General features: G+C 69.4%; 19 protein-coding genes. 15 read left to right on the forward strand and 4 right to left on the reverse strand.

What is annotated here, in order from left to right; all coding sequences use genetic code 11:
• Window positions 1-187 precede the first annotated feature (187 nt).
• The 3 genes from lepA to AC3EO7_RS08070 all read left to right on the forward strand — a co-directional run bounded on the left by lepA (window position 188) and on the right by AC3EO7_RS08070 (window position 6,281).
• Window positions 188-2,038 carry a translation elongation factor 4 gene (lepA, locus tag AC3EO7_RS08060; RefSeq protein ID WP_431962817.1) on the forward strand — a complete coding sequence of 617 codons (1,851 nt, stop codon included), beginning with the start codon at window positions 188-190 and terminating at the stop codon, window positions 2,036-2,038.
• Window positions 2,039-2,262: 224 nt separating this feature from the next.
• The gene (locus AC3EO7_RS08065) at window positions 2,263-4,425 is read left to right on the forward strand and encodes a hypothetical protein (RefSeq protein WP_435590872.1); all 2,163 of its coding nucleotides are present in this window, start codon (window positions 2,263-2,265) and stop codon (window positions 4,423-4,425) included.
• A 65-nt stretch (window positions 4,426-4,490) separates the two neighbouring features.
• On the forward strand, window positions 4,491-6,281 hold the full coding sequence (locus tag AC3EO7_RS08070) for a dynamin family protein (RefSeq protein ID WP_431962821.1): 1,791 nt from the start codon (window positions 4,491-4,493) through the stop codon (window positions 6,279-6,281).
• Window positions 6,282-6,304: 23 nt separating this feature from the next.
• On the opposite strand, the gene AC3EO7_RS08075 is transcribed toward AC3EO7_RS08070, so the two are convergent.
• A complete protein-coding gene (locus tag AC3EO7_RS08075; RefSeq protein ID WP_431962823.1) occupies window positions 6,305-8,293 on the reverse strand; it encodes a glycoside hydrolase family 15 protein in 1,989 nt (662 codons plus the stop codon).
• Window positions 8,294-8,377: 84 nt separating this feature from the next.
• Here AC3EO7_RS08075 and AC3EO7_RS08080 point away from each other — a divergent pair, with 84 nt between their 5' ends.
• The gene (locus AC3EO7_RS08080) at window positions 8,378-8,656 is read left to right on the forward strand and encodes a hypothetical protein (RefSeq protein ID WP_431962825.1); all 279 of its coding nucleotides are present in this window, start codon (window positions 8,378-8,380) and stop codon (window positions 8,654-8,656) included.
• A 156-nt stretch (window positions 8,657-8,812) separates the two neighbouring features.
• On the opposite strand, the gene AC3EO7_RS08085 is transcribed toward AC3EO7_RS08080, so the two are convergent.
• Window positions 8,813-9,874, reverse strand: coding sequence for a M48 family metallopeptidase (locus tag AC3EO7_RS08085; protein ID WP_435590873.1), 1,062 nt, complete (start codon window positions 9,872-9,874; stop codon window positions 8,813-8,815).
• Window positions 9,875-9,945: 71 nt separating this feature from the next.
• On the opposite strand from AC3EO7_RS08085, the gene AC3EO7_RS08090 reads away from it, so the two are divergent.
• From AC3EO7_RS08090 to AC3EO7_RS08125, 8 genes are all read left to right on the forward strand, one after another.
• Window positions 9,946-10,035, forward strand: a complete 90-nt coding sequence (locus AC3EO7_RS08090) for an Ms4533A family Cys-rich leader peptide (RefSeq protein WP_309546086.1) — start codon at window positions 9,946-9,948, stop codon at window positions 10,033-10,035.
• A gap of 212 nt (window positions 10,036-10,247) precedes the next feature.
• Window positions 10,248-11,294, forward strand: coding sequence for a sulfate ABC transporter substrate-binding protein (locus tag AC3EO7_RS08095; RefSeq protein ID WP_435590874.1), 1,047 nt, complete (start codon window positions 10,248-10,250; stop codon window positions 11,292-11,294).
• A 36-nt stretch (window positions 11,295-11,330) separates the two neighbouring features.
• Window positions 11,331-12,224, forward strand: a complete 894-nt coding sequence (gene cysT / locus AC3EO7_RS08100; RefSeq protein ID WP_431962831.1) for a sulfate ABC transporter permease subunit CysT — start codon at window positions 11,331-11,333, stop codon at window positions 12,222-12,224.
• Window positions 12,221-13,027 (forward strand): sulfate ABC transporter permease subunit CysW, encoded by an 807-nt coding sequence (gene cysW, locus AC3EO7_RS08105; RefSeq protein ID WP_431962833.1) that lies wholly within the window; start codon window positions 12,221-12,223, stop codon window positions 13,025-13,027. The genes cysT and cysW overlap by 4 nt, the downstream gene beginning before the upstream one ends.
• Window positions 13,024-14,019, forward strand: coding sequence for a sulfate/molybdate ABC transporter ATP-binding protein (locus tag AC3EO7_RS08110; protein ID WP_431962835.1), 996 nt, complete (start codon window positions 13,024-13,026; stop codon window positions 14,017-14,019). The genes cysW and AC3EO7_RS08110 overlap by 4 nt, the downstream gene beginning before the upstream one ends.
• Window positions 14,020-14,439: 420 nt before the next feature.
• Window positions 14,440-15,513, forward strand: a complete 1,074-nt coding sequence (locus tag AC3EO7_RS08115; RefSeq protein ID WP_435590875.1) for an Hsp70 family protein — start codon at window positions 14,440-14,442, stop codon at window positions 15,511-15,513.
• 180 nt (window positions 15,514-15,693) lie between these two features.
• Window positions 15,694-16,698, forward strand: coding sequence for an AurF N-oxygenase family protein (locus AC3EO7_RS08120; RefSeq protein WP_431962839.1), 1,005 nt, complete (start codon window positions 15,694-15,696; stop codon window positions 16,696-16,698).
• Window positions 16,699-16,711: 13 nt separating this feature from the next.
• On the forward strand, window positions 16,712-18,301 hold the full coding sequence (locus tag AC3EO7_RS08125) for an FAD-dependent oxidoreductase (RefSeq protein WP_435590876.1): 1,590 nt from the start codon (window positions 16,712-16,714) through the stop codon (window positions 18,299-18,301).
• Window positions 18,302-18,452: 151 nt separating this feature from the next.
• On the opposite strand, the gene AC3EO7_RS08130 is transcribed toward AC3EO7_RS08125, so the two are convergent.
• Window positions 18,453-19,214, reverse strand: coding sequence for an SDR family NAD(P)-dependent oxidoreductase (locus tag AC3EO7_RS08130; protein WP_431962843.1), 762 nt, complete (start codon window positions 19,212-19,214; stop codon window positions 18,453-18,455).
• A gap of 543 nt (window positions 19,215-19,757) precedes the next feature.
• Here AC3EO7_RS08130 and AC3EO7_RS08135 point away from each other — a divergent pair.
• Complete coding sequence (locus AC3EO7_RS08135) at window positions 19,758-22,073, forward strand: Hsp70 family protein (protein ID WP_435590877.1); 2,316 nt, start codon at window positions 19,758-19,760, stop codon at window positions 22,071-22,073.
• 40 nt (window positions 22,074-22,113) lie between these two features.
• Entirely contained in the window at window positions 22,114-22,914 is an 801-nt protein-coding gene (locus AC3EO7_RS08140) for an HAD family hydrolase (protein ID WP_431962847.1), read from the forward strand.
• Window position 22,915: 1 nt separating this feature from the next.
• On the opposite strand, the gene AC3EO7_RS08145 is transcribed toward AC3EO7_RS08140, so the two are convergent.
• Window positions 22,916-23,329, reverse strand: coding sequence for a VOC family protein (locus AC3EO7_RS08145; protein WP_431962849.1), 414 nt, complete (start codon window positions 23,327-23,329; stop codon window positions 22,916-22,918).
• A gap of 96 nt (window positions 23,330-23,425) precedes the next feature.
• On the opposite strand from AC3EO7_RS08145, the gene AC3EO7_RS08150 reads away from it, so the two are divergent.
• Window positions 23,426-24,373, forward strand: coding sequence for a helix-turn-helix transcriptional regulator (locus AC3EO7_RS08150; RefSeq protein WP_435590878.1), 948 nt, complete (start codon window positions 23,426-23,428; stop codon window positions 24,371-24,373).
• The last annotated feature ends 164 nt before the right edge of the window (window positions 24,374-24,537 follow it).

Genomic DNA, 24,537 nt, shown 5'->3' on the forward strand with positions numbered 1-24,537 from the left:
CTGAGGATTTGCGGTAGGGATCGCGGGCCGCTCGGACGGCCCGTCGCGGCGGGGGACATCTCAGGAAAACCGGGCGTGGCGGTGCCGACCGGGACGGCGCGGCGTCGGGGCCGGACCAGTGGACCGGGCACACCCGCGCTCATGGGACGATAGACCACAGTTTGCCGATACCCAGCTGAGGAGTGGAGTGCCCGCCAGCTTCGCCGACAAGACGTTCACCGATCCGTCCCGGATCCGGAACTTCTGCATCATCGCGCACATCGACCACGGCAAGTCGACGCTGGCCGACCGGATGTTGCAGCTCACCGGTGTGGTCGAGGAGCGGGCGATGCGCGCCCAGTACCTGGACCGGATGGACATCGAGCGCGAGCGCGGCATCACCATCAAGGCGCAGAACGTCCGGTTGCCGTGGCAGGTGGACGGCACCGACTACGTGATGCACCTCATCGACACCCCCGGCCACGTCGACTTCACCTACGAGGTCTCCCGTGCGCTGGAGGCCTGTGAGGGCGCGATCCTGCTGGTGGACGCGGCCCAAGGCATCGAGGCGCAGACCCTGGCCAATCTGTATCTGGCCCTGGACAAAGACCTCACCGTCATTCCGGTGCTCAACAAGATCGACCTGCCCGCCGCCGACCCGGACCGCTACGCCGCCGAGCTGGCGCACATCGTCGGCTGCGAGCCCTCGGACGTGCTGCGCGTCTCCGGCAAGACCGGCGTCGGCGTGCCCGAGCTGCTGAACGAGGTGATCAAGCAGGTGCCGCCGCCGGTCGGCGACGGCGACGCGCCCGCCCGCGCGATGATCTTCGACTCGGTCTACGACACCTACCGCGGCGTGGTCACCTACGTACGTGTGGTGGACGGCAAGCTCACCCCGCGCGAGAAGATCAAGATGATGTCCACCGGCGCGACCCACGAGCTGCTGGAGATCGGCATCGTCTCGCCGGAGCCGAAGCCGACCGACGGGCTCGGCGTCGGCGAGGTGGGCTACCTGATCACCGGCGTGAAGGACGTGCGCCAGTCCAAGGTCGGCGACACCGTCACCGCCGCGCGCAACGGCGCGACCGAACCGCTCACCGGCTACCGCGAGCCGCGGCCCATGGTCTACTCCGGTCTGTACCCCGTGGACGGCTCGGACTACCCGGACCTGCGCGACGCGCTGGACAAGCTCCAGCTCAACGACGCCGCGCTCAGCTACACACCGGAGACCTCGGTGGCGCTCGGCTTCGGTTTCCGCTGTGGCTTCCTCGGCCTGCTGCACATGGAGATCACCAGGGAGCGGCTGCAGCGCGAGTTCGACTTGGACCTCATCTCCACCGCGCCCAACGTGGTGTACCGGGTGGAGATGGAGGACGGCGCCGAGCACATCGTGACGAACCCCTCGTACTGGCCGGAAGGCAAGGTGCGCAAGGTGTTCGAGCCGGTCGTGAAGTGCACCATCATCTCGCCGAGCGAGTTCATCGGCTCGATCATGGAGCTGTGCCAGTCCCGGCGCGGCGAGCTGGGCGGTATGGACTACCTGTCCGAGACCCGCGTCGAGCTGCGCTACACCTTGCCGATGGCCGAGATCATCTTCGACTTCTTCGACTCGCTGAAGTCGCGCACCCGCGGCTACGCCTCACTGGATTACGAAGAGTCGGGCGAGCAGGAATCGCAGCTGGTGAAGGTGGACATCCTGTTGCAGGGCGAGGCGGTCGACGCGTTCTCGGCGATCGTGCACAAGGACGCGGCCCAGGCCTACGGCCACAAGATGACCACCAAGCTGCGCGAGCTGATCCCGCGCCAGCAGTTCGAGGTGCCCATCCAGGCCGCGATCGGGTCGAAGATCATTGCCCGCGAGAACATCCGCGCCATCCGCAAGGACGTGCTCGCCAAGTGCTACGGCGGTGACATCAGCCGTAAGCGCAAGCTGCTGGAGAAGCAGAAGGAGGGCAAGAAGCGGATGAAGACCATCGGCCGTGTCGAGGTCCCGCAGGAAGCCTTCGTCGCCGCGCTCTCTTCCGACGCTCAGGCCGACAAGCCGAAGGAGAAGAAGTAGGCCGGATCTCGCGTCCAGTCGAGGCGTTCGTCCAGTCCGGATGGCCCGTGAAAAGGGGGCTTCCGTTCCGGTTAGCAGGATGGCAAGGTTGTTGTGCTCGTTACCGTCACGCGCTCCGGTGTCTTGGAGAATGTGACAGCTGGGTTTTCCGGATATCGTTAGGTGATCTTCACTCGGTCTTCCCAGCGAGATGAGGATCCGAAAACCCGAGATGTGGAGCTTGCATGACGCGTGACCTGCCTTTCGACGACGACACCGATCTTGCCGAGCCCGCGGGTGACACCGCGTACCGTGTGGCGACCGGTGTCGCACGCGTCGCGAGGGCTGGAGCGTACGTGACCGGTGGCGCACTGATCGCCTCCAACGGTGGCGGCGTCCCGGCTCAGGGCGGCCAGCGACTGGACAGCTGGAACGCGGGCTGGGCGCACAACACCGATCCGGATCCCGATCTGCCGAGCCCGGTGGTCACCTTCCCGGATCCGGAGCCCGATTCGCTGCCGTACGCGCCGCCGCTCACCTCGGGGCCGCCGCACACCGTGGCCGCGCCCCAACCCGCGCCCGAGTTCCACCTCGAACCTCCGCCCGCGCCCGAGCCGTCGGAGTACTGGACCGGCAACCGGCCAGGCGAAACGGAGTCCGAGTCGCCCTACGGGTGGTGGGACAGCCAGGGCGCACCGACGCCCGGGTTCGCCCCGACGCCGGACTACGGGCCGTGGGATCAGACCCAGCCCGGGCCCGCCGAGGCCGCGCCGGGCGGCGGTTCCCCGTACGAATGGTGGGAGCAGAACCAGGGTTTCGGCCTGCCGGGCCACGGGCTGGGTCAGGCGGGTCACGGTTTCGGCCTACCAGGTAACGAGGGCTTCCTCGCTCCGGGCTCCAATCCGTTCGCGCCGAAGCTGCCCGCCACCAAGTTGTCGAACGAGAGCGAGTCGGCCGCCGAAAGCACTCGGCCGGTGGACAATTCGCTGCGCGCAGGCGATTCGCTCGGCGCCGGCGACATGTTCGACGGAGTCGGGTCGCCGGGGGATTTCGGCGTGTACTTGGGCGTCGACGCCGGCGCCGAGGTCTGGACCCACCTGGACGTCGATTTCGGCATCGGGCCCGACGGCGCGTATCTGACCACCGATCTGCGGGTCGAGGCGTCCGCGGGCCTGACCGTGAAGACGGCCGCGGGCACCAACATCGGTGACCAGCTCGACGACTTCTCCGATTGGCTCGAGGGTTCGCGGCCGGAGACCGGTTCCGCGCGCGGCGCCGCCGAGCAGCACGGTCCGAACGCGGGCGGCGCCGGTTTCGCGAGTGGCCTCTCGACGCCCGGTGCGAGCGCCCCCGTCTCGCATGCGGCGCCCGCGGCCGCCGCGCCGCAGCCGATCGCTCCGGCGGTCGCCGCCGCGCCCGCGCCGGTCGCCCCCGTCGCGCCGCCGCCCGCTCCCGTGGCCCCCGCCGTGGTCGCGCCTGCCGCCGTCGCGGCGCCGGTGGTGGCCACTCCGCTGCAGACCACCATCCAGCCGGAGGCCGCGACCACGCCCATCGCGAACGTCATCGGCACGCCGACGGGCCCGTCGCCGCTGACCGCCCCCGCGGCCGTGGCGCCCGCGCTGTTCGACCCGCCCGCGCGGCCGACTCCCGGGCCGACGTCGGTGACCGACACCCCGAAGCCGACCGACATCTACCCGGGGACCACGCCCGGCGCGCCGACCACGATCACCAAGACGGTGCCGACCCCCAGCGTGCCGATCCCGACCAAGCCGGACACCGGCACGCTGCCGACCCTGGAACCCGGCGTCACCAAGACGCCGGGCGTGACGATCGTGCCGACGCCGGGCACGGACGTGACCACGAAGACGCCCGGCGTCACGGTCACGCCGCGGCCCTCCACCCCGGACGACGACGTCACCATCCCGGGTGGCGGCACCACCGGCGGTAGCACCGGAACCACGGGCGGCAGCACGGGCACGACCGGTGGCGCGACGGGCGGCAATACCGGCGGCACCACGAACCCCGGCTCCGGCGTGGACACCACGTATCCGACCGGCGGCCAGACGACACCCGACGTCCCTACGGTCTCGGTGCCCACGCAACCCCCGACGCACGACATCCCGACGCAGGCGCCTACCGTGCCTTCGGTCGACATCGACGTGCCGACCGCGTCGGTCCCGACCGTCGCCCCGGTGCCGACCCCGGTCGTGCCGGTCAAACCGCCGGTAGTGGTCGAACCGCCGAAGACCCGTCCGATCAGCGACGAGCTCGACCACGTGAGCTACCACCACGCGGTCGCTCCGATATCGATCGAGCACGGCGGACTCGACGCGGGCCTGCTGCCAGGGACCACCATCATGACCGAGACGCACCACCCCGTCGCCGGACCGGATATGACACTGGTCTGATCCGGACCACCGGGGAGTACGCACGTCGCACGGTCGAGCGCGAACACGAGAAGTGAGGAGGAGGGTTGTCTGCCGCAGCCGGACTGGAGTCCGCGACGGTGAAACATCCGGACGCGATGGCGCCGCTCATCCGGGTACTGGACGAACTGCGGGAGATGGCCAGATCCGCGGGCCGCGACGATCTCGGCGGTCGGCTGAGCATGGTGCGCGCCAGGGTTGGTGATCCCCGGGTCCGTCTCGTCGTCGTCGGCGACCCGAAGAACGGCATGAGCACGCTGGTCAACAGCCTGGTCGGGGCGCAGGTGAGCGCCACCGATTCCGCGCTGAGCGCACCGGTGATCGTGGAGTACGGGCCGGAGTCGAGCGCCACGCTGGTCAAGTCGACCGGCCCGGGCCGCACCGAACGCCAGCCGGTGGATCCGCTGAATCCGGGTCCGGCGCTGGCCGCGCACGGCGTGATCCGCGCCGAGTTCACCGAGCCGAGTTCGCTGCTCGCCGACGGCATCGTCCTGATGGACGCGCCGGGCGCGGGCGACGAGCACACCCGGTGGTCGATGATCGCCGCCGCCGACGCGGTGCTCTACGTCGCCGAGGCCTCGGCCGAGTTGACGCCGGTGCAGCTGGAGTACCTGCAGCGGGTGCAGCAGCTCTGCCCGACGGTCGTCTGCGTGCTCAACAAGATCGACATCCACCCGCACTGGTCGCACGTGCAGCAGCGCAACCGCGATCTGCTGGACGCGGCCGGTCTCGGGTTCGCCGTCGCGCCGGTCTCGGCGCTGCTGCACCGCCAGGCGGGCAACTACCAGCGCGATATCGAGTCCGGGGTGCCGCAGCTGATCGACCACCTGCGCGACTACGTGGTGGCGCGCGCCGACACGGTGGCCCGCGATGCCGCCCTGCGCGACATCCGGCTGGTGACCGACCATCTCGCCGTCACCCTCTACACCGAGGCCGAGGCGCTGCGCGATCCGCGCCGCCGCGCCCAGATCACCCAGCAGCTGCTCGCGGCCCGTGAAGAGGCCGATCAGCTGCGCCAGCGCACCGCCAACTGGCAGGTCACCCTCGTCGACGGCGCCACCGAACTGATGGCCGACATCGAGCACGACCTACGCCACCGGCTACGCAGCCTGGTGCGTGACGCCGAGGCCGAGATCGCCAAGGCGGATCCGGCGCGCGGCTGGAGGGATTTCGGCGCCGACCTCGACGCCCGCATCTGCGAGGCCGTCGAGGAGAACTTCGTCATGGCGCACTACCGCTCGGTGGAGCTGTGCGAGCAGGTCGCCGCGAAGTTCCCCGCCGACAACCGCACCCCGCCGCTGCCCGATCTGCGCTTGGCCAACCCGGGCGAGGTGCTGGAGCCGGTGGCGCCGCTGGAGTCGCTGGAGAGTGCCAAAGCCAGTGTGACCCAACAGGTTCTGTCCGGCCTCCGGGGTTCCTACGGCGGCATCCTGATGGTCGGTCTCGCGACCAGTCTGCTCGGCATGTCGCTGGTGAACTGGTATTCGGCGGGCGCGGGCGTGCTGCTCGGCGTCAACGCGATCTGGGACGACCGCAAGAACCGTCAGCTGCGCCGCCGCGCCGAGGCCAAGGTGGCGGTGGCCAGGCTGATGGACGACGTGATCTTCCAGGTGAGCAAGGAATCGCGAAACCGGTTGCGCGCCATGCAGCGGACGTTGCGCGATCACTTCACCGACATCGCCACCGACACGCTGCGCACCGCCGACGATGCGCTGCGCGTCGCGGAGGACGCCTACGGCAAGTACGGCGACCGGCGCGAGGACCGCATCGCCGAACTCGACACCAACCTGGGCAAGCTGCGCGCCGTCCGCGACCGCGCCGACTCGCTCGCCGCGTAACCCGCCGCGGACGGCGGCACAGCTCAGGCGGGGCTGATCGGCGGGGAGTGTGCGGGCTGGAACTGTCCGGCCCCGCGCTTGGCCTCGGCCCTGATCACGTGGGTGACCGCGTTGATCAGCGCCAGATGGGTGAACGCCTGCGGGTAGTTGCCCAGGTGCCGTCCGCTGCGCGGGTCGATCTCCTCGGCGTAGAGCCGCAGCGGGCTGGCGAAGCCGAGCAGGCGCTCGCACAGGTGCCGTGCCCGCTGGAGCTCGCCGATCTCGACCAGCGCCGAGACCAGCCAGAACGAGCAGATGGTGAAGGTGCCCTCCTCACCGGTGAGTCCGTCGTCGGTGGTCTCGGTGCGGTAGCGCAGCACCAGCCCGTTCTCGGTGAGCCGGTCGGCGATGGCGAGCACGGTGGCGCGCACCCGGTGGTCGTCGGGCGGGAGGAAGCGGGTCAGCACCACGAGCAGCAGCGCGGCGTCCAGGGTGTCCCCGCCGTAGACCTGGGTGAAGACGCCCTCGCTCGTCACGCCGTTGGCGAGCACGTCGTCCCTGATCTCCTCGGCGATCGTGTACCACTCGGTGGCGCGCTGGAACTGGCCGTGCAGTTCGGCCAGTTTGGCGCCGCGATCCAGCGCCACCCAGCACATCACCTTCGAGGAGGTGAAGTGCTGCGGTTCGCCGCGCACCTCCCAGATCCCGCGGTCGGGCTCGCGCCAGTGCGTGATCGCGGCGTTCACCTGCCGCTCCAGCAGCGGCCACAACGTCTCGGGGACCTGCTGGCGCGACTTCACGTGCAGGTACACCGCGTCGAGCATGGTGCCCCAGATGTCGTGCTGGTTCTGGTTGTAGGCGCCGTTGCCGATGCGCACGGGCTGGGCGCCGTCGTAGCCCTTCAGGTGCTCCAGCTCGCTCTCGACGAGATCGCGTTCCCCGCCGATGCCGTAGAGCACTTGCAGCGGAACGGGTTCGCCGTTGTCGCCGGTCGTCGCGTCGTTGAGGAAGCAGAAGAAGTCGTCGGCCTCGCGGTCGAGTCCGAGCGTGTACAGGCCCCACAGGGCGAAGCTGGAGTCGCGCACCCAGCTGAAGCGGTAGTCCCAATTGCGTTCGCCACCAGGGGTTTCCGGCAGCGAGGTGGTGGCCGCCGCCATCAGCGCGCCGGTCGGCGCGTAGGTCAGGCCCTTGAGCGTCAACGCGCTGCGCTGCAAGTAGTTGCGCCATGGGTGATCCGGGAATTTGCCGAGGGTGATCCACTGCCGCCAGCACTCGGTGGTCATCCACATCTTCTCTGCGGCGTCCTCGAATGTCTTGGGGGCGGGCAGATCCGACCAGGTGAGCGCGACGAAGACCTGGTCGCCCTCGCGCATCCTGGTGCGTGCCCGAGCCTCGCGCCCCTCCAGCCCCAGGCGCAGATCGGTGGTGAGCACCAGGGTCGGGCCCGCGCTGGGATCGCTGCTGCACACCGCCGTGGCTTCCTCGTAGACCTTGCCGGTGTACTCCCAGCGCGCCGTGGAGCGGTGGTAGTCGAAGGCCGGTTCGCAGCTCATCTCCAGCTCGACCGTGCCGTTGACGCATTTCACAGTGCGCAGCAGCATGTGCTCGGCGTCCCAGTCCATCGGGGTGCGCCGATGGGTCTTGCTGCGCTGGACGTTGTTGTGCCACGGCCCGAGCACCAGCGCGTCGCGCACGATGAGCCAGCCGGTGTCGGTCTGCCAGGTGGTCTCCAGGATCATGCCGCCGGGCAGGTAGCGGCGCGCGGCGGGCACGTTGACGCCGTACGGGCCGATCCGGAAGTGCCCGGCGCTGCGGTCCAGCATCGCGCCGAAGACGCTGGGGGAGTCGGGGCGCGGCACGCACATCCACTCGACCGCGCCGTTGCTCGAGATCAGGCAGCTGGTCTCGCAATCGGACAGGAAGGCGTAGTCGTCGATGGGGGGATGGGTGCCGCGATGCCTGGACTGAGTGAGCGCGCTGAGCACCGGCAGATCGTCGGGTTCGCGAACTGTCAGATCATCCGTTGACGCCATACCCCATCATGTGTGCCGCCCAGGCCCGCCGTCCACCCGAATGCGCCGGTCGGTTGCTCAGGTTGGGCCAGTAGGCTGGTATCCGTGCATCGCGTTGCAGGTTGGTGGGACGGTTTCGAGCTGTGGGTCGCGGGATTGCCGTTCATCCCGCAGTTCCTCGTTGTCCTTGTCGGCATGGTCCCGGTGAGTTTCGCCATCGCGTACCTGCTCGACCGCGCGCTGCGCGCCGCCTTGCAGCTGCTCGGCCGCAACCGCGCCCGCGAGCTCACCGTCGCCGACGCCGCGATCCTCGCCGAGCCGTCCCCGGTCCTGGTCGACGACCGGCCGGGCGACCGCAGGCCCGTTCAGACCGGAGCACGTTGATGCCGCGCTCCCGGGTCCAACTGGCCCTGCTCGCCCTGCTCGTGCTCGTCGTCATCGCCTGGTTCTTCACCCGCTGAATCGCCCGCACGGATTCGCGGCGCTTCCGACGCCCCGCAGGCCGTCCGCGGCCTGCGGGGCGTGGGAAAGGATGCGCGCTCAGTCCGCCCGGTCGCCGTTGCGCCAGTCTGCGAGGCGCTTGCCGAGAGTGGAGATGGTTTCGCCGACCTCGTGGCCGACGGTGCCGACCGCCGCGCCGACGTCGCGGCCGAGGTTGCGCACGGTGCGCACGAGCGGGTCCTCGGACTGGTCGAAGTTCTGCCGGTAGGTGCGGGCCGCCTCCTTGATCTCCGCGCTGATGCTGGTGTTCTTGTCGTGCGCGCGGTGCGGGTAGTCGCCCGCGAGCACGCGGTTGTACTCGCCGCTCTGGATCCAGCGGCGCAGTTCGGCGGCGCGCAGCACCGAGAACGGATGCGACTGCAACTCCAGGTTCAACAGCTTGAGGACGCCGTCGCGCAGGTCGCCCGCGCGCTGGTAGTCGTCCGCCTGGGCCAGGAACGCCCCGTGGTTCATCTCGTGCACGCACGCGCCGCCCGCGGTCTTCATGTGCACCCGCACCGACGCCTCCACGTCCTGGCCGCAGAGCAGTCCCGCCCGGTCGCCCGACAGCTCCGACTTGCGGCTCCACTCCATGAGCGCGGCCACGATGGCGCGCAGCGCCCAGCCGCCGACCGGCATCCAACCGACGCTCGCCGTGAGCCGCAGCAGGTGCATGAGCATCGTGCGGTAGACCGCGTGCCCGGACAGCGCGTGCCCGAGCTCGTGGCCGACCACGAAGCGCAGTTCTTCGGTGTCCATGAGGTCGATCAGCGCGGTGGTCACCACGATGAACGGCCGGTCCATGCCGATGGTGAAGGCGTTCACGTGCGGGCTCTGCAGCACGAACATCTCCGGCGTGATCGGCGCGTCCAGGATCTGCACGCAGTCCGCGCGCAAGTCGTGCAGCGTCCGGAACTGCCGCTCGTCCACCCGTACGGCGGTGGCCAGGTAGAGCAGCCGGTGCTGGCGTTCGTGCAGCAAACCGGAGAGGGTGCGCAATACGGTGTCGAATCCGGTCAGCGAGCGCAGCGCCACCAGGGCGGTGCGGTCGGCGGGGTGTTCCCACGCGCGAGTGCTGATGCCGGGCAAACGTGTGCGGACCCGATCCGGACTGATCGTCATGGGATGAAACCCCCCTTGTTCAGGAACTCTTCGATTCGAACTAGCGAGCTGTGCTCTGCTACAGTCTGCCCGTGTCTTCGAGTGCCGTCCCGCAGGTCCGCCATGAATTGGCGTTGATCGCTGTCGGCAACCTCGCGGTCGCGGACATTCTCTGTCGTTGATCGGTGACCGGGCACGTCTGCGCGTCCCTGCCCCGTAGACTGGCGTGCAATTTTTCGCAGACGTCCCCGACCCCCGCGTCGGCCGTTTCCGGCCGGTAGTCGCGCCACTGTCGCGCAGTTCGGCGGCAGGTCTACCCGATCGACACGAATCTTACGCTGCCACGGTCTTTTTCGATCCGCGTGGCGGTCCGCAGGAAAGGTCCCACCCGACGATGTCTCGCAACACTTGGCTCGCCCCGCGCCGACGCTATGCCGCCGCCGCGCTCACCGCGGTAGCGGCGGTCGTGCTCACCGCCTGCGGCGGCGGAGCCAGCGACACCGTGGGCGGAGGTGGGGCCGACGGCAGCGGCGGCACCTTGAACCTGTACGCCTACGCCGTCCCCAAGCCCGGATTCGACAAGGTCGTCCCCGAGTTCAACAAGACCGATGCGGGCAAGGGCGTCCAGATCCAGCCGTCCTACGGCGCCTCCGGTGACCAGTCCCGCAAGGTCAAGGACGGGGCCGAGGCCGATGTCGTGAACTTCTCGGTGGAGCCCGACATCACCCGCCTCGTCGACGCAGGCCTGGTCGACGCGAACTGGAATGCCGACGCCAACAAGGGAATTCCGTTCGGCTCCGTGGTCGCGATCGTGGTGCGCAAGGGCAACCCGAAGGGCATCAAGGACTGGGACGACCTGCTGAAGCCGGGCGTCGAGGTGGTCACGCCCAACCCGTTCAGCTCCGGCTCGGCCAAGTGGAACCTGCTCGCCCCGTACGCGGCGAAGTCCGACGGCGGCAAGAACCCGCAGGCGGGCTTGGACTACCTGAGCCAGCTGGTCTCCAAGGAGCACATCAAGGTGCAGCCCAAGTCGGGCCGCGAAGCCACCGAGACCTTCCTGCAGGGCACCGGTGACGTGCTGCTGAGCTACGAGAACGAGGCCATCTTCTCCGAGCGCAAGGGTGACCCGATCGAGCACATCATCTCGCCGACCACGTTCAAGATCGAGAACCCGGTCGCGGTGCTGAAGAACAGCAAGAACCCGGAGAAGGCCGTCGCCTTCCGTGACTTCCTGTTCACCCCGGCCGGTCAGAAGGCATGGGCCGAGGCCGGTTTCCGTCCGGTCGACCCGAAGGTCGCGAGCGACTTCGCCAAGGACTTCCCGACTCCGCAGAAGCTGTGGACGATCGCCGACCTCGGTGGCTGGAAGACCGTGGACAAGGAGCTGTTCGCTCCCAACACCGGCAGCGTCGCGGTCATCTACGACAACGCGACCAAGTAGCTGGGTGACCCACAGCACACGGGATACTGGACGATTGTGACTGACAGCAGTACCGCCGGGACCGGGGTCGCCCCCGGTCCCGGCGTAACCAAGAAAGCAGCACGCCCGGGGCGCTCGCGCTGGTCGTGGCTGCGGGTGAGCGGCTCGGTGGGCCCGCTCGGCATCGCGACCACGGTGCTGTGGCTCAGCATCATCGTGCTGCTGCCGCTGGCCGCGCTGACCGTGACCTCCTTCGAGGACGGCTGGTCCGGCTTCTGGGAGGCGATCACCGCACCTGCCGCGCTCGACTCGCTGCGCATCACGGTCCTCGTGTCGGTGATCGTCGCGCTGATCAATGTGGTGATGGGCACCCTCATCGCCTGGGTGCTGGTGCGCGACGACTTCCCCGGTAAGGGGATCGTCAACGCGTTGATCGACCTACCGTTCGCGCTACCCACCATCGTCGCCAGCATTGTGCTGCTGTCGCTCTACGGTCCGCAGAGCCCGATCGACATCCACTTGAACGCCACCCAGCCCGGTCTGGTGGTGGCCCTGGCGTTCGTCACGCTTCCGTTCGTGGTGCGCTCGGTGCAGCCGGTGCTCATGGAGGCCGACCGTGAGGTCGAGCAGGCCGCGCTCTCCCTGGGCGCGGACAACTGGACCACCTTCCGCCGGATCGTGCTGCCGACGCTGGCACCCGCGATCATCAGCGGCGGCGGCCTGGCCTTCGCCCGCGCGATCGGCGAATACGGTTCGGTCGTGCTGATCGGCGGCGCCATCCCGCGCAAGACGGAGATGGCCTCGCAGTACATCCAGAAGCAGATCGAGATCGATCGGCCGGTCAACGCGGCGGCCGTCTCGGTGGCGCTGCTGGCGATCTCGTTCGTGACGCTGCTCGTGCTGCGTCTGCTCGCGGACCGCAGCGCGCGTAAGGAGCAGGCGACCCGATGAAACCGTCCGCCCTGACCCGCATTTCGCTGCGGACGGTGGCACTGGGCTACCTGTTCGTGCTCTTGCTGCTTCCGCTGATCATCATCCTGTGGCGCACCTTCGAGAACGGCATCGGCGCGTTCATCGACTCGATCACCACGCCCGCGGCCCAATCGGCGTTCCAGCTGTCGCTGCTCATCGTGGCGATCGTGGTGCCGGTGAACGTGGTCTTCGGCGTGGTGACCGCCATCGCGCTGGTGCGCGGCCGCTTCCCCGGCCGCAACCTGGTGCAGGGCATCGTCGACCTGCCGTTCGCGGTCTCGCCGGTCGTCGTCGGTGTGTCGCTGATCCTGCTGTGGGGCGCGGGCGGCTGGTTCGGCGGCCTGGAGAACGCGGGCCTGAAGGTGATCTTCAACCTGCCCGGCATGGTGATCGCCACCATCTTCGTCACGCTGCCGTTCGTGGTGCGCGAAGTGGAGCCGGTGCTGCACGAGATCGGCGACGACCAGGAGCAGGCCGCGGCCACCCTCGGCGCGTCGCGGTGGCAGACGTTCTGGCGGATCACCCTGCCCGCGATCCGCTGGGGCCTGACCTACGGCGTGGTGCTCACCGTCGCGCGTGCGCTCGGCGAGTTCGGTGCGGTGATCATGGTGTCCTCGGCGCTGCCCGGCCAGTCGCTGACGCTGACGCTGCTGGTGCACGGCCGCTACATCAACGACCACAACTCGTTCGGCGCCTACTGCGCCGCGACCCTGCTGATGGGCATCGCCCTCGTGACTCTTCTTCTCATGACTCTTCTCGAACGCAAGCGGGGCGCCAAATGATCACCGTGACCAACGCAAGGAAGAACTACGGCACCTTCGCGGCGCTAGACGATGTCACCATCGACATCCCGTCCGGCGAGCTGACCGCGCTGCTCGGTCCCTCCGGTTCCGGCAAATCGACGCTGCTGCGCTCGATCGCCGGGCTGGAGTCGCTGGACTCCGGCGTCGTCACGATCGCGGGCAACGACGTGACCCGGGTGCCGCCGCAGAAGCGCGACATCGGCTTCGTCTTCCAGCACTACGCGGCGTTCAAGCACATGACCGTGCGCGACAACGTGGCGTTCGGCCTGAAGATCCGCAAGCGGCCCAAGAACGAGATCGCGAAGCGGGTCGACGAGCTGCTCGGCATCGTCGGCCTGGACGGCTTCCAGCACCGCTACCCGGCCCAGCTGTCCGGCGGCCAGCGCCAGCGCATGGCACTGGCCCGGGCGCTCGCGGTGGACCCGCAGGTGCTGCTGCTGGACGAGCCGTTCGGCGCGCTGGACGCCAAGGTCCGCGCCGACCTGCGCACCTGGCTGCGCCGCCTGCACGAGGAGGTCCACGTGACCACCGTGCTGGTGACCCACGACCAGGAGGAGGCGCTCGACGTCGCCGACCGCATCGCGGTGATGAACAAGGGGCGGATCGAGCAGATCGGCACCCCCGAGGACGTCTACGACCGGCCGTCCAACGAATTCGTCATGTCCTTCCTCGGCGATGTGGCGCGGCTGAACGGACATCTGGTGCGCCCGCACGACATTCGCGTCGGCCGCGATGCGAGCATGGCGCTCGCCTCGGACGAGGGCACCGCGGAATCGGCGGGCGTCACCCGCGCGACGGTGGAGCGGGTCGTGCACCTCGGCTTCGAGGTGCGCGTGGAGCTGCGCAACGCGGCCACCGGCGACCACTTCGCCGCCCAGGTCACCCGCGGTGACGCCGAGGCGCTGCGGCTCTCCGACGGCGAGACGGTATACGTCCGCGCGACCCGGATTCCGGAGCTGCCCGCGAGCTGAGTCCCCGGGTGCCCGCGGTTGGCGCGGAACGCGCTGTCCCGGAACGATTTCGGGGCCGTGTGGGCGAATCCCGTCGGGCTGCTGGGACATTGCTGACATCGCCAGAAGTGCGGTCGGTGCTGTGTAGAGCCGCATTGACAGTCGGCAAATGCGGACCGGCGATCGGAAAGTCACGAGGCACCGTGTCGCGTTGCGCAGTACCGGTGTGTCCCAAGGTCGATCGGGCAGGTCGGATGCTACGCCGGTGATCGGTTCGGCTCGCGCACGGCGACCGGCGGGGTGCGGACAACCCGCTGTCCGGTGGTTGGCACGACGGTCGCCGAGTGGTTGCGTGGGTGGTGTTCGAAGCACATCGGCTCGTCGATCGGGTGAAACACGATGGCAGTTGGTCTTGGTTTGAGCATCGGTACGGTCAACTCGGTGACCGCGCTGGCGGACACGGCATCGGCCAAGTCGCCGCCGGGTCTGCTCGGCCACCGGCGGCACGCCAGACCCGCACCGTCCGTCACCCGGCGCACCACGTTGACCTTCGACAGCACCGGGATGGCGCGCGTCGGCCTGATGCCCCGGCACGGCAGGGCGATCACCGAATTCGCCGATCTCGGTCGCCGCGGCGTCGTGACGGCCAGGGTCGGCAACCGCACGCTCGCGCCCGCGGATCTCGTCGCCGTGGTCACCGACTGCCTCATCACCGAGGCGATGAGCGACCGGAGGGCGGTGGGCGCGGAAGTCACGCTGACCCATCCGGCGGGCTACGGCGCCGACGAGCTGGCCGAGCTACGCGGCGCGCTGGACGCGATCGGCCTGCACCACGTCGCGCTGGTCGCCGAGCCGGTCGCGGCGGCGGCTTGGCTGGAGGCGGCGCACGGTCCGGTGATGCCCGGCCTCGCCCTGGTCTACGACCTGGGCGGCGCGAGCCTCGACGTCGCGCTGGTCCGGGTCGGCGCGGGCAGGCCGCACGATCCGATCGCCGGCGTCCCGCTGCGTTCCGTGGAATTCGGCGGGCGCGCGTTCGGCGCGCTGGTCGCGGCGCGGGGCGGCGGATCCTCGGCGGCAGGCGCGCTGGACGGTTCGGTCGCCGACGAACTACGCGCCGAGCATGTGCGCGCCTCGCTGGAACTGGTCTACCGCTGCCTGCGGCGGGCCGACGTGACCATGGCCGACGTCGACTGCGTCCTCGCGGTCGGCGGCGCGGCCAGGCCGACGGAGGTGTCCGGCGTGCTCGCCGAGGAACTGGCGCGACCTGTGGTCGTCGCGCCCGATCCGGAACGCACGATCGCGGACGGCGCGGCGCTGGTCGCGCGGCAGACGGCGGCGTCCGCCGAGGAAACGGCCGCGGGTGCGCATCGCAGGGGGAAGGGCCTGCGGCGCGCGCGGCGCAAGCTGACCAGGATGTCATCGGCCGCGGCTGCGTCCGCCTGCGGTGTCGTCCTCGCTTTCACGCTGCCCGCAGACGGCGTGGTCGCGGGATCGGCACCGTTCGGACTGGTCTGATCCTGGTCACAACGGCGGCGGTCGGGTGAACACACCCGGCCGCCGCCGACTCGTCTGCCGGCGCTTCCGCGTGCGGCGCGGGCCCGGACCGTGCTCCGCTGTGCGGAGAGTTGACGTCACCGGCCGTAGGTGTAACTATGGGGTACAGGTAAACGTCCCCCGAGGAAGGCAGTGACGACGATGTCGACAGCCGAGAAGCACGCTATCGATCCCGATCTCGAGCAGGCGCAGAAATACGCCGCCAAGCTGCTGCTGCTGTCCGAGGGCTCGGTGAACAAGCACTTCGACCCGTTCGAGGACATCGACTGGGACAACCCGGATTACGCCGCCGACGCGGGCGAGGAGCGCTGGATCCTGCCGCAGTCGGCCGACCCGCTCGGCCGCCACCCCTGGTACCTGGCCCTGCCCAAGGACAAGCAGATCGCGCTGGGCAAGTACCGCCAGGCCAACGTCGCCAAGGTCGGTCTGCAATTCGAGTCGATCCTCATCAGCGGCATGGTGATTCACAACTTCGGCCTGCCCAACGGCTCGCCCGAGTTCCGCTACTGCTCCCACGAGATGATCGAGGAGCACAACCACACCCTGATGTTCCAGGAGATGGTGAACCGGATCGGTCTGGATGTGCCCGGCATGGGTCCCTTGGTGAGCAAGTTCAAGTACCTGGCCGCGCCGGTCGCCGCCAAATTCCCGAACCTGTTCTTCATGGCCGTGCTCGCGGGCGAGGAGCCGATCGACCACATCCAGAAGGACATCCTGCGCTCCGGCGACGAGGTCCACCCGATCATGCTCGGCGTGATGGCGATCCACGTCGCCGAGGAGGCCCGCCACATCTCGTTCGCGCACGAGTTCCTGAAGAACCACGTGCCCGAGCGGAGCGCCGCCAACCGGTTCGTGCTGTCGATCGCGATGCCGATCGTCATGTGGATCCTCGGCCGTTCCATCGCGACCCCGCCGAGGAAGTTCTTCGAGGAGTTCGACATCCCGGCGAAGGTGCGCAAGGAGCTGTTCTACGGCTCCAAGGAGGCCGAGCAGGTCTTCGCCGACTACTTCGTCGACGTGCGCGCCCTGGCCAAGGAACTCGGCCTGATCAACCCGATCTCCAAGCGGGTGTGGAAGCTGCTCGGCATCGACGGCCCGATGAGCCGCTACCGCTCGGAGCCACTGCGCGTCGTGCACGCGGGCTGAGCGGCGGTCGACCATGCCCTACGTCGTCACCCAATCCTGTTGCAGCGACGCGTCTTGCGTGTACGCCTGCCCGGTCAACTGCATCCATCCCACGCCCGACGAGCCGGACTTCCGCACGGCGGAGATGCTGTACGTCGATCCGAAGGCCTGCGTGGACTGCGGCGCGTGCGCCACGGCCTGCCCCGTCGACGCCATCACCTCGTCGAAGCGGCTGACCGAGGAGCAGAAGCCCTTCATCGAGATCAACGCCGACTTCTACCGGCAGTCCCGGCCGCGTCCGCTGCTGGCCCGGCCGGTGCCCGCGGCGGAGATCCGTGCCGAGCGGGCGCCATTGCGGGTGGCGATCGTCGGCTCGGGTCCGTCGGCGATGTATGCCGCGGACGAGCTGCTGACCCAGCCGAACGTCTCGGTGACCGTGTTCGACCGGCTGCCGGTGCCCTACGGCCTGGCCCGGCACGGCGTCGCGCCGGACCACGCCAAGACCAGGCAGGTCAGCGAGCTCTTCGACGTGATCTCGGCGCAGCCCGGCTTCGGTTCGTACCTGAACGTCGAGGTCGGCGCGCACGTCGCGCACGAGGAGTTGTTCGACCACTTCCACGCGGTGATCTACGCCGTCGGCGCGTCCTCGGACCGCAAGCTCGGCATCCCCGGGGAGGGCCTGCCCGGCAATGTGTCGGCCACCGACTTCGTGGCCTGGTACAACGGGCACCCCGACCACGCGGACGCTCGATTCGATCTGTCGCAGCGGCGCGCGGTGATCGTCGGCAACGGCAATGTCGCGCTGGACGTCGCGCGCATCCTGGCCTCCGATCCGGCCACGCTCGCCGGCACCGACATCGCGCCGTACGCGCTGCGGGCGTTGCGCGAGAGCAAGATCGAAGAGGTGGTCGTGCTCGGCCGCCGCGGTCCGGCCGAATCCGCTTTCACCGTGCCCGAATTCGTGGGTCTGCTCGGCTCCGACGTGGACATCGCGGTCGAGGGCGAGCTGCCGGAGATCACCGCCGACCTGCCGTACAAGATCGAGCAGAAGCTGCGCCTGCTGCACAAGGTCGCCGAGCGGCCGTCCGGCGAGCGCAAGCGGATCGTCTTCCGCTACCTGGCCGCGCCGACCGCCGTGCTCGGCGAGGACCGGGTGACCGGTCTGGAGATCGGCCGCAACGAGCTGGTCACCGAGGCCGACGGACGCACCAAGGCCGTCGCCACCGGCGAGACCGAGCGCATCGAGGCCGGGCTCGTGCTCACCTCGGTCGGCTATCGCGGTGTGCCGCTGCGCGGTCTGCCCTTCGACGAGCAGGCGGGCGTGATCCCGAACGCGGAGGGCAGGGTGCTCGGCGAAGCGGGCGGCGCGGTGCTGCCCGGCGCCTATGTCACCGGCTGGATCAAGCGCGGCCCCACCGGCTTCATCGGCACCAACAAGTCCTGCGCACAGCAGACCGTGCGGCAGCTGGCCGACGACTACAACGCCGGTCGCCTGCCCGAACCCGCGCACAGCGCGGCCGATTTCGATCGGCTGGTGCGCGACCGCAGGCCCGAGGTCGTCACGGGCGGTGCCGCGGCGGCGCCGTTGGTGAAGCCGCTGCGCAAGCTGCTCGCCCGGGTCTGAACCCGGGGTGTGCCCGCGAGCTCGGTGGTGCGATGAGGTCTGCCGAGCCGCTGTTCCGCCGAACGCCACGACGATACGTGCATCGTCGTGGCGTTCGGCGTTCGGCGTTCGGCGTTCGGCGTTCGGCGTTCGGCCGCTGGGCGTTCGGCGCTCAGCGCGCGGTGAATCCGCCGTCGATCGCGAGGGCCGCGCCGGTGACGAAGCTCGCCTCCCTGCTGAGCAGATAGGCGCAGAACGAGGCGATCTCGTCCGGCGCGGCGATCCGGCCGAGCGGGTGCAGCGCCGCGATCGCCGCCTCGCCCTCGGGCGTCGCGCCCATCGAGTCGCGGAACGCGGGGGTGTCCACCGCACCCGACACCAGCGCGTTGACCCGCACACCCTGATCGGCGGATTCCAGCGCGACGGCCTTGGTCAGCCCGACGACGCCGTGCTTGGCGGCGACGTACGGCGCGACCGAGCCCATGCCGACCACGCCCAGGTTCGACGCATTGTTCAGGATCGCGCCGCCGCCCGACGCGACGAGCGCAGGCACCTGATGACGCAGGCCGTAGAACACGGCCGTCAGATTGAGTTCGAGGTCGGCGCGCCAGCCCGCCTCGTCGATCTCGGCGATCGGTCCGAACGCCCGCACCGCGCCCGCATTGTTGAACGCCACGTCCAGACGGCCGAACTCGCCGACGGCGGTCTCGGTCAGCCGGGCCACGTCGGCCTCCACCGTCACATCCGTCGGGACGAACAGCGCCCGGCCACCCGCAGCGCGAATCTCCTCGGCGACCTGATCACCGGCGTCCTTGCCGCGCGCACCGAGAACCACCGCCGCGCCCTCGGCGGCCAGCCGTAGCGCCACCGCCTTGCCGATGCCCGAGGTGGCGCCGGTGATGACCGCGACCTGCTCCGCGAACCGTGTCGACATTCGTGTCCACTTTCCTTCCCGTGCTTGCTCTTTCGCTGTGGCGGACGGTGCCGCCGTAATCAGTCAACCGAGCGCGGGGCGGCATCGCTGGCGGTAATCGGACGCGGCATTTGATGTGTCATCTATTGGTCGGCGACACGCCCGGATGGTCGGAGAAATAATCATGGCTAAATGTCGGTTACCGACCAGTCGGTGTGTGCCGACAGGTTTGCCACGGGCGTCCGGTGGTTTGTTTTATCCCCTGCCGATCGTGACGAACAGTCGCTGCGTGATAGCGGAATCGGGTCCGTCGCAGCCCTTTTGCGGTGTGTCGAGGGGGCTGAACCTTTCATTCGACCCTGTTTACCTGGGCATTCGACCGATTGTTGCCGGAAGCCAAACGTTTCATATCAATTCGGCATCTGGAAAGTTTGCGAACAGCTAACCTGTGGGGGCTGTTTGGAAGACGACCGCGGCCACATGGCTCGACTGTGTGCTGGACGTGGTCACGGTGCGTTGACGGGATAGCGAATGACTACATGTCTGGGTTTCAGCATCGGTTCAGTGAACTCCATAGCGGCTTCGGTCACCGATGGTCTGATTCGACCCACTGTGCGCACCAAGCGCACGGCACTCAGCTTCGACTCGGCGGGCGGAGCCCGCATCGGCGGCATTCCTCAATTCAGCTCGGCCATCACCGATTTCGCCGATCTGGCGCGTGACCCGGAATCACTGCTGGTCGGCGGGCGGCTGTACTCCCCGGCAAACCTCGTCGCCGCGGTGGTCACCGGTCTGCTGGAGGCGGCCGAGCCGAGCGCGGGCGCGGTGGCGACCTACCCGGCGGTCTACACCGACAAACAGCTCGCCCTACTACGTCAGGCGCTCGACCTGAACGGCGCGCGGCACGTCATGCTGGTGCCCGAACCGGTGGTCGCCGCCGAATGGCTGGAATACGAACACGGCCCGCTGGAGACCGGCTTCGTCCTCGTCTACGACCTCGGCGGCACCAGCCTCGACGTGTCCGTCGTGCGCGTCGGGCCGGACTGGGAGAACCATCCGATCGTCGGAAAGCCGCAGCGCTCCTACGACTTCGGCGGTCGCCCGCTGGGGGACATGATCGCGCGCTACGGGCGCACCGGCGTGCCCGGGGCCACGGTGTCGATGACGTCCATCGTCGACGTCGACGGCCTGCGCACCGAGCACATCAGGGACTCCTTCGACGTGGTGCGCGCCTGCCTGCGCTCCACCGGGCTCAGCTTCTCCGATATCGGTCGCGTCCTGCTCGTCGGTGGTGCGTCCCGGCCCGCCGAGGTGGCGGGTGCGCTGGCCGAACTCGGCCGCCCGGTGGTGGTTTCGGCCGATCCCGGCCATATCGTGGCCGTGGGCGCGGCGCGGTTCGCGGCCAGGACCTTCGCGCCCGCGAGTACCGGGGAACGGCCCGCGCCACGCGTCGCCGTGTTCTCCAGTGCCGCAGTGGCTTCCGCGCTGGCCATGTCGGCCGCGACGATCTTCGGCGGCTCCGGCGGATCGGGTCCGCTCCCGGTACTCGACCGGTTACCGGCCGCCGCTCCGGTCCCCGCCGACACGCTGCTCTACGAACCCAACGGCGACACCGCCTTGGACCAGGCCGTCCGGCAGGGCATCCCGGCGACGCTGGCGCAGCACGCCTTCTTCGACGGAAACGGCTACGACCGGCGCGTCTCGTCCATCGCGCGCAGTACGACTTTCGGGCCCTCGATCGGCGAGTCCCGCCCCGGGCCGCACAACGATCCCCGAATCTGCTGCGGCAATGGCCGATACGCGGGACCGCAGTACGCCAACCCCGCCCAGTTCGTCAATCCGCTGCCCTTCCAGCGGACGCCGCGGGTGAGCCTGCCCGGGTGGGAAGGCATGAACCCGACGATCCCGAGCGTCGGTCTGCCCTCCTGGCCCAACACCCAACCGGCCCCGAATCCCTCGGCCCCGAACCCTTCGGCCCCCGGCAACACCCAACCCGAGCCGGGCACGCCGACTTCTCCCGGATCACCGGCTTCCGGTGGGGGCGCCGCCTCGCCTGGAGGAACGAGCACTGACGGCGCCGCTTCGGGTGGTACGACCGGAGACCCTGTGGCGGGTGGGGGCAATGCCGGTGGGACATCCTCGGGGGGAACGACTTCCGGCGGCGCGGCCGGGGATGGTTCCGGCGCGGCGTCCGGGCCGGGCACGGACGGTGGTTCTACGGGTGGCGGTGCCTCGTCGGGCGGTGGCGCTTCGTCCGGTGGTGATTCTTCGAGTGGTGGTGCGTCTTCTGGTGGGGGCGCTTCATCCGGCGGTGGAACGTCCTCCGGCGGTGGCGCGTCCGGGGGCGGTACGTCTTCTGGCGGGAGCGCATCGTCCGGCGGTGAATCGTCAGGGGGTGATTCGTCCGGCGGCGGAACGGCCTCGGGTGGTGGCGCTTCGTCCGGTGGTGATTCTTCGAGTGGTGGTGCGTCTTCTGGTGGTGGCGCATCCTCGGGTGGTGGCGCGTCCTCGGGTGGTGAATCTTCCGGTGGTGGCGCATCCTCGGGTGGTGGCGCGTCGTCCGGTGGTGAATCTTCCGGTGGCGGAACGTCCTCCGGCGGTGGTGCGTCGTCCGGCGGCGGCGAAGCGTCTTCACATGGCGGTGCGTCGTCCGGTGGTGGTGCGTACTCCGGCGGTGGAGCGTCCTCGCCGGGCGGATCGTCTTCCGGCGGAACCTCCTCCGGCGGTGCGTCTTCCGGCGGCAGCGGCAGGTCGGACTCGAAGTTCGGCGGCGGCGGTGCGGGTGGCTCCGGCGGCGGTATGGGTGGCGGCGGTATGGGCGGTGGCGGCAAGGTCGGTGGCGGCTCGGCCGGCGGCGGAGTCGGTGGCGCCCGGCGCTGAATCGAAGACGAGTCATCGAGCCGCGGGGCACAATGGATTGGTGAAAGCGCTTGGGGGAGGGCCGCGGCTGATCGCCTTGGATGTGGACGGCACGCTGCTCGAGACGGGATCGCCGGTCAGTGTGCGGGTCACCGCCGCGGTGGCGGCGGCTGTCGCGGCAGGGGCGCACGTGGTGGTGACGACCGGGCGCACGCTGCTGACGACGCGTCCGGTGCTCACGGAACTCGGGCTGGTCGAGGGGCATGCGCTGTGTTCCAACGGCGCGGTGCACATCGACGTGGCCAGGGGCGTGCCGGTGGCGGTGCAGGCGTTCGACCCGGCGCCCGCGGTCACCGCGCTGCGCGCCCTGTTCCCGGAGATGATCTTCGCGGTGGAGAAGGTCGGCATCGGTACCTGGGCGACGGGCGCCAGTCCCGGCGAATTCTCCATCGGCGAATACCTTCTCGTCGATCACGGCGCGCTGAGCAGCGAGCCGACGCCGCGCCTCAACGGCTGGTGGCCGGAGGGGACGCTGGATGAGATGCTCACGCTGTTGCGGACCTTCGCCGTGCCCGGCGCCAGCTGGGTGCACGGCGAGTTCGGCCCGTGGCTGACCGTGTCGCGGCGCGGGGTGTCCAAGGGCTGGGCGCTGGAGCGTCTGCGCCTGTCGCTCGGCATTCCCCGCGCCGCGACCCTGGCCATCGGCGACGGCTACAACGACCGCGAAATGCTGCGCTGGGCCGGGTATTCGGTGGCCATGGCCAACGCGCCCGACGACGTCCGCGGCTTGGCCGACGAGGTGACCGGCGACGTCGACGCCGACGGCGTCGCCACGGTGCTGGAGCGTTGGTTCGGCCGCTGACCTACACGCCGCCGGTCTTGCCGACGACCTCCAGGTAGTGCGGGTTGGACATGATCCCGAGGACATTGCCGAACGGGTCCACCACCGCGGCGGTGACGAAACCTTCGCCGTTGCCGCGCGGGGTGATCGGTTCGTACTCGGTGGCGCCGAGGTCGAGCAGTCGCTGGAAGGTGGCCGCCAGGTCGTCGACGTGCCAGAACATGACGCCGCCCCCGCCCGGCTCGTTGCGCGCACCGCTCGGCGCGTAGGCGCGGTTCACGATGCCCAGCTCGTGCTGGTAGTCGCCGATGCGGAACTCGTAGTACCCGTTCGGCACGTGGTAGTAGGGCGCGACGCCGAGGAATTCGGCGTACCAGTCCTTGGCGGCTTCGAGGTCGTCGGCGTAATAGGTGACCGTGGCCATTCCGCGCAGCATGTCGGTGCTCCTTCGATGATCGGTTCGTGCTGGTGGAACCATCTTCGCGCGTAAAGTGCTCACCAACTGAGCACTTTGTGCGGCAGAATTTCTCGTATGAGAGCGGATCGTCTGGTGGCCACATTGCTGCTGATGCAGGCCCGCGGCAGGGTGACCGCCGCGGAGGTCGCCGCGGAACTGGAGGTCTCCGTGGCCACGGCGCGGCGTGATCTGGAGGCGCTCTCCGCGGCGGGCATTCCGGTGTATGCGCAGCAGGGCCGCGGCGGCGGTTGGTCCCTCGTCGGCGGGGCTCGGACGGATTTGAGCGGTTTGTCCGAACCCGAGGCCAGGGCGCTGTTCCTGCTGGCAGGCGCGTCCGCGAGCGCGAACCCGGAGGTGAAATCGGCACTGCGCAAACTGGTTCGGGCGCTGCCGCAGACGTTCCGCGCGGACGCCCAGGCGGCCGCCGACGCCGTGATCATCGATCCGGCGCGCTGGGGTCAGCGCGACCGGAACCGGCCCGGCGTGGTGGACTTGTTGCAGCGCGCGGTCGTGCAGCGGCGACGGGTGGGGCTGGAGTACGAGCGGGCGGGCGCCAAGACGACGCGGATGGTCGACCCGTGGGGATTGGTCGACAAGGACGCCATCTGGTATCTGATCGCGGGCACCGAGAAGGGGAGCAGGACCTTCCGGGTGGACCGGATCGCCGACGCCCAGCTGTCCGACGAAACCTTTCGCCGCCCAGACGATTTCGAGTTGTCGGCGGCCTGGGACGAAGTGGTCGGCGCGATGGAGCGGCGCCGCGCGGCCACGTCGGCCACCGCCCGCATCGCCCCCGGTTTGCTCCCGGTGCTGCGCGATCAGCAGGGCAGGCACTGCGAGGTGGACGGCCCGGTCGCCGACGGCCGGGTCCAGGTCCGGATCACCGCGCCGACGCCGCGGATGATCGCTCAGCAGCTGGCGGGGTGGGGCGCGGAGATCGAGGTGCTCGGACCGCCGGAGGTGTGCGAGGAACTCGCGCGGCTGGGCGCGGAACTGGTGCGACGGTACGGGACCGCCGAATGACCGAAAACGATCCTGCGACCACGGTTCTCCGGTTTGTCCGAGTTCGCCGGGCCCGTGCGCTCGACGCCCATTCCATTTCCCCGCTCCGACCGCGCGCCGGTTTCGTCGGCGACTCGCCGTTGCTGTACGGTTACCAGCGCTGAGCTACAGCGATATTTGGAATG

Source organism: Nocardia sp. bgisy118 (genome assembly GCF_057708605.1).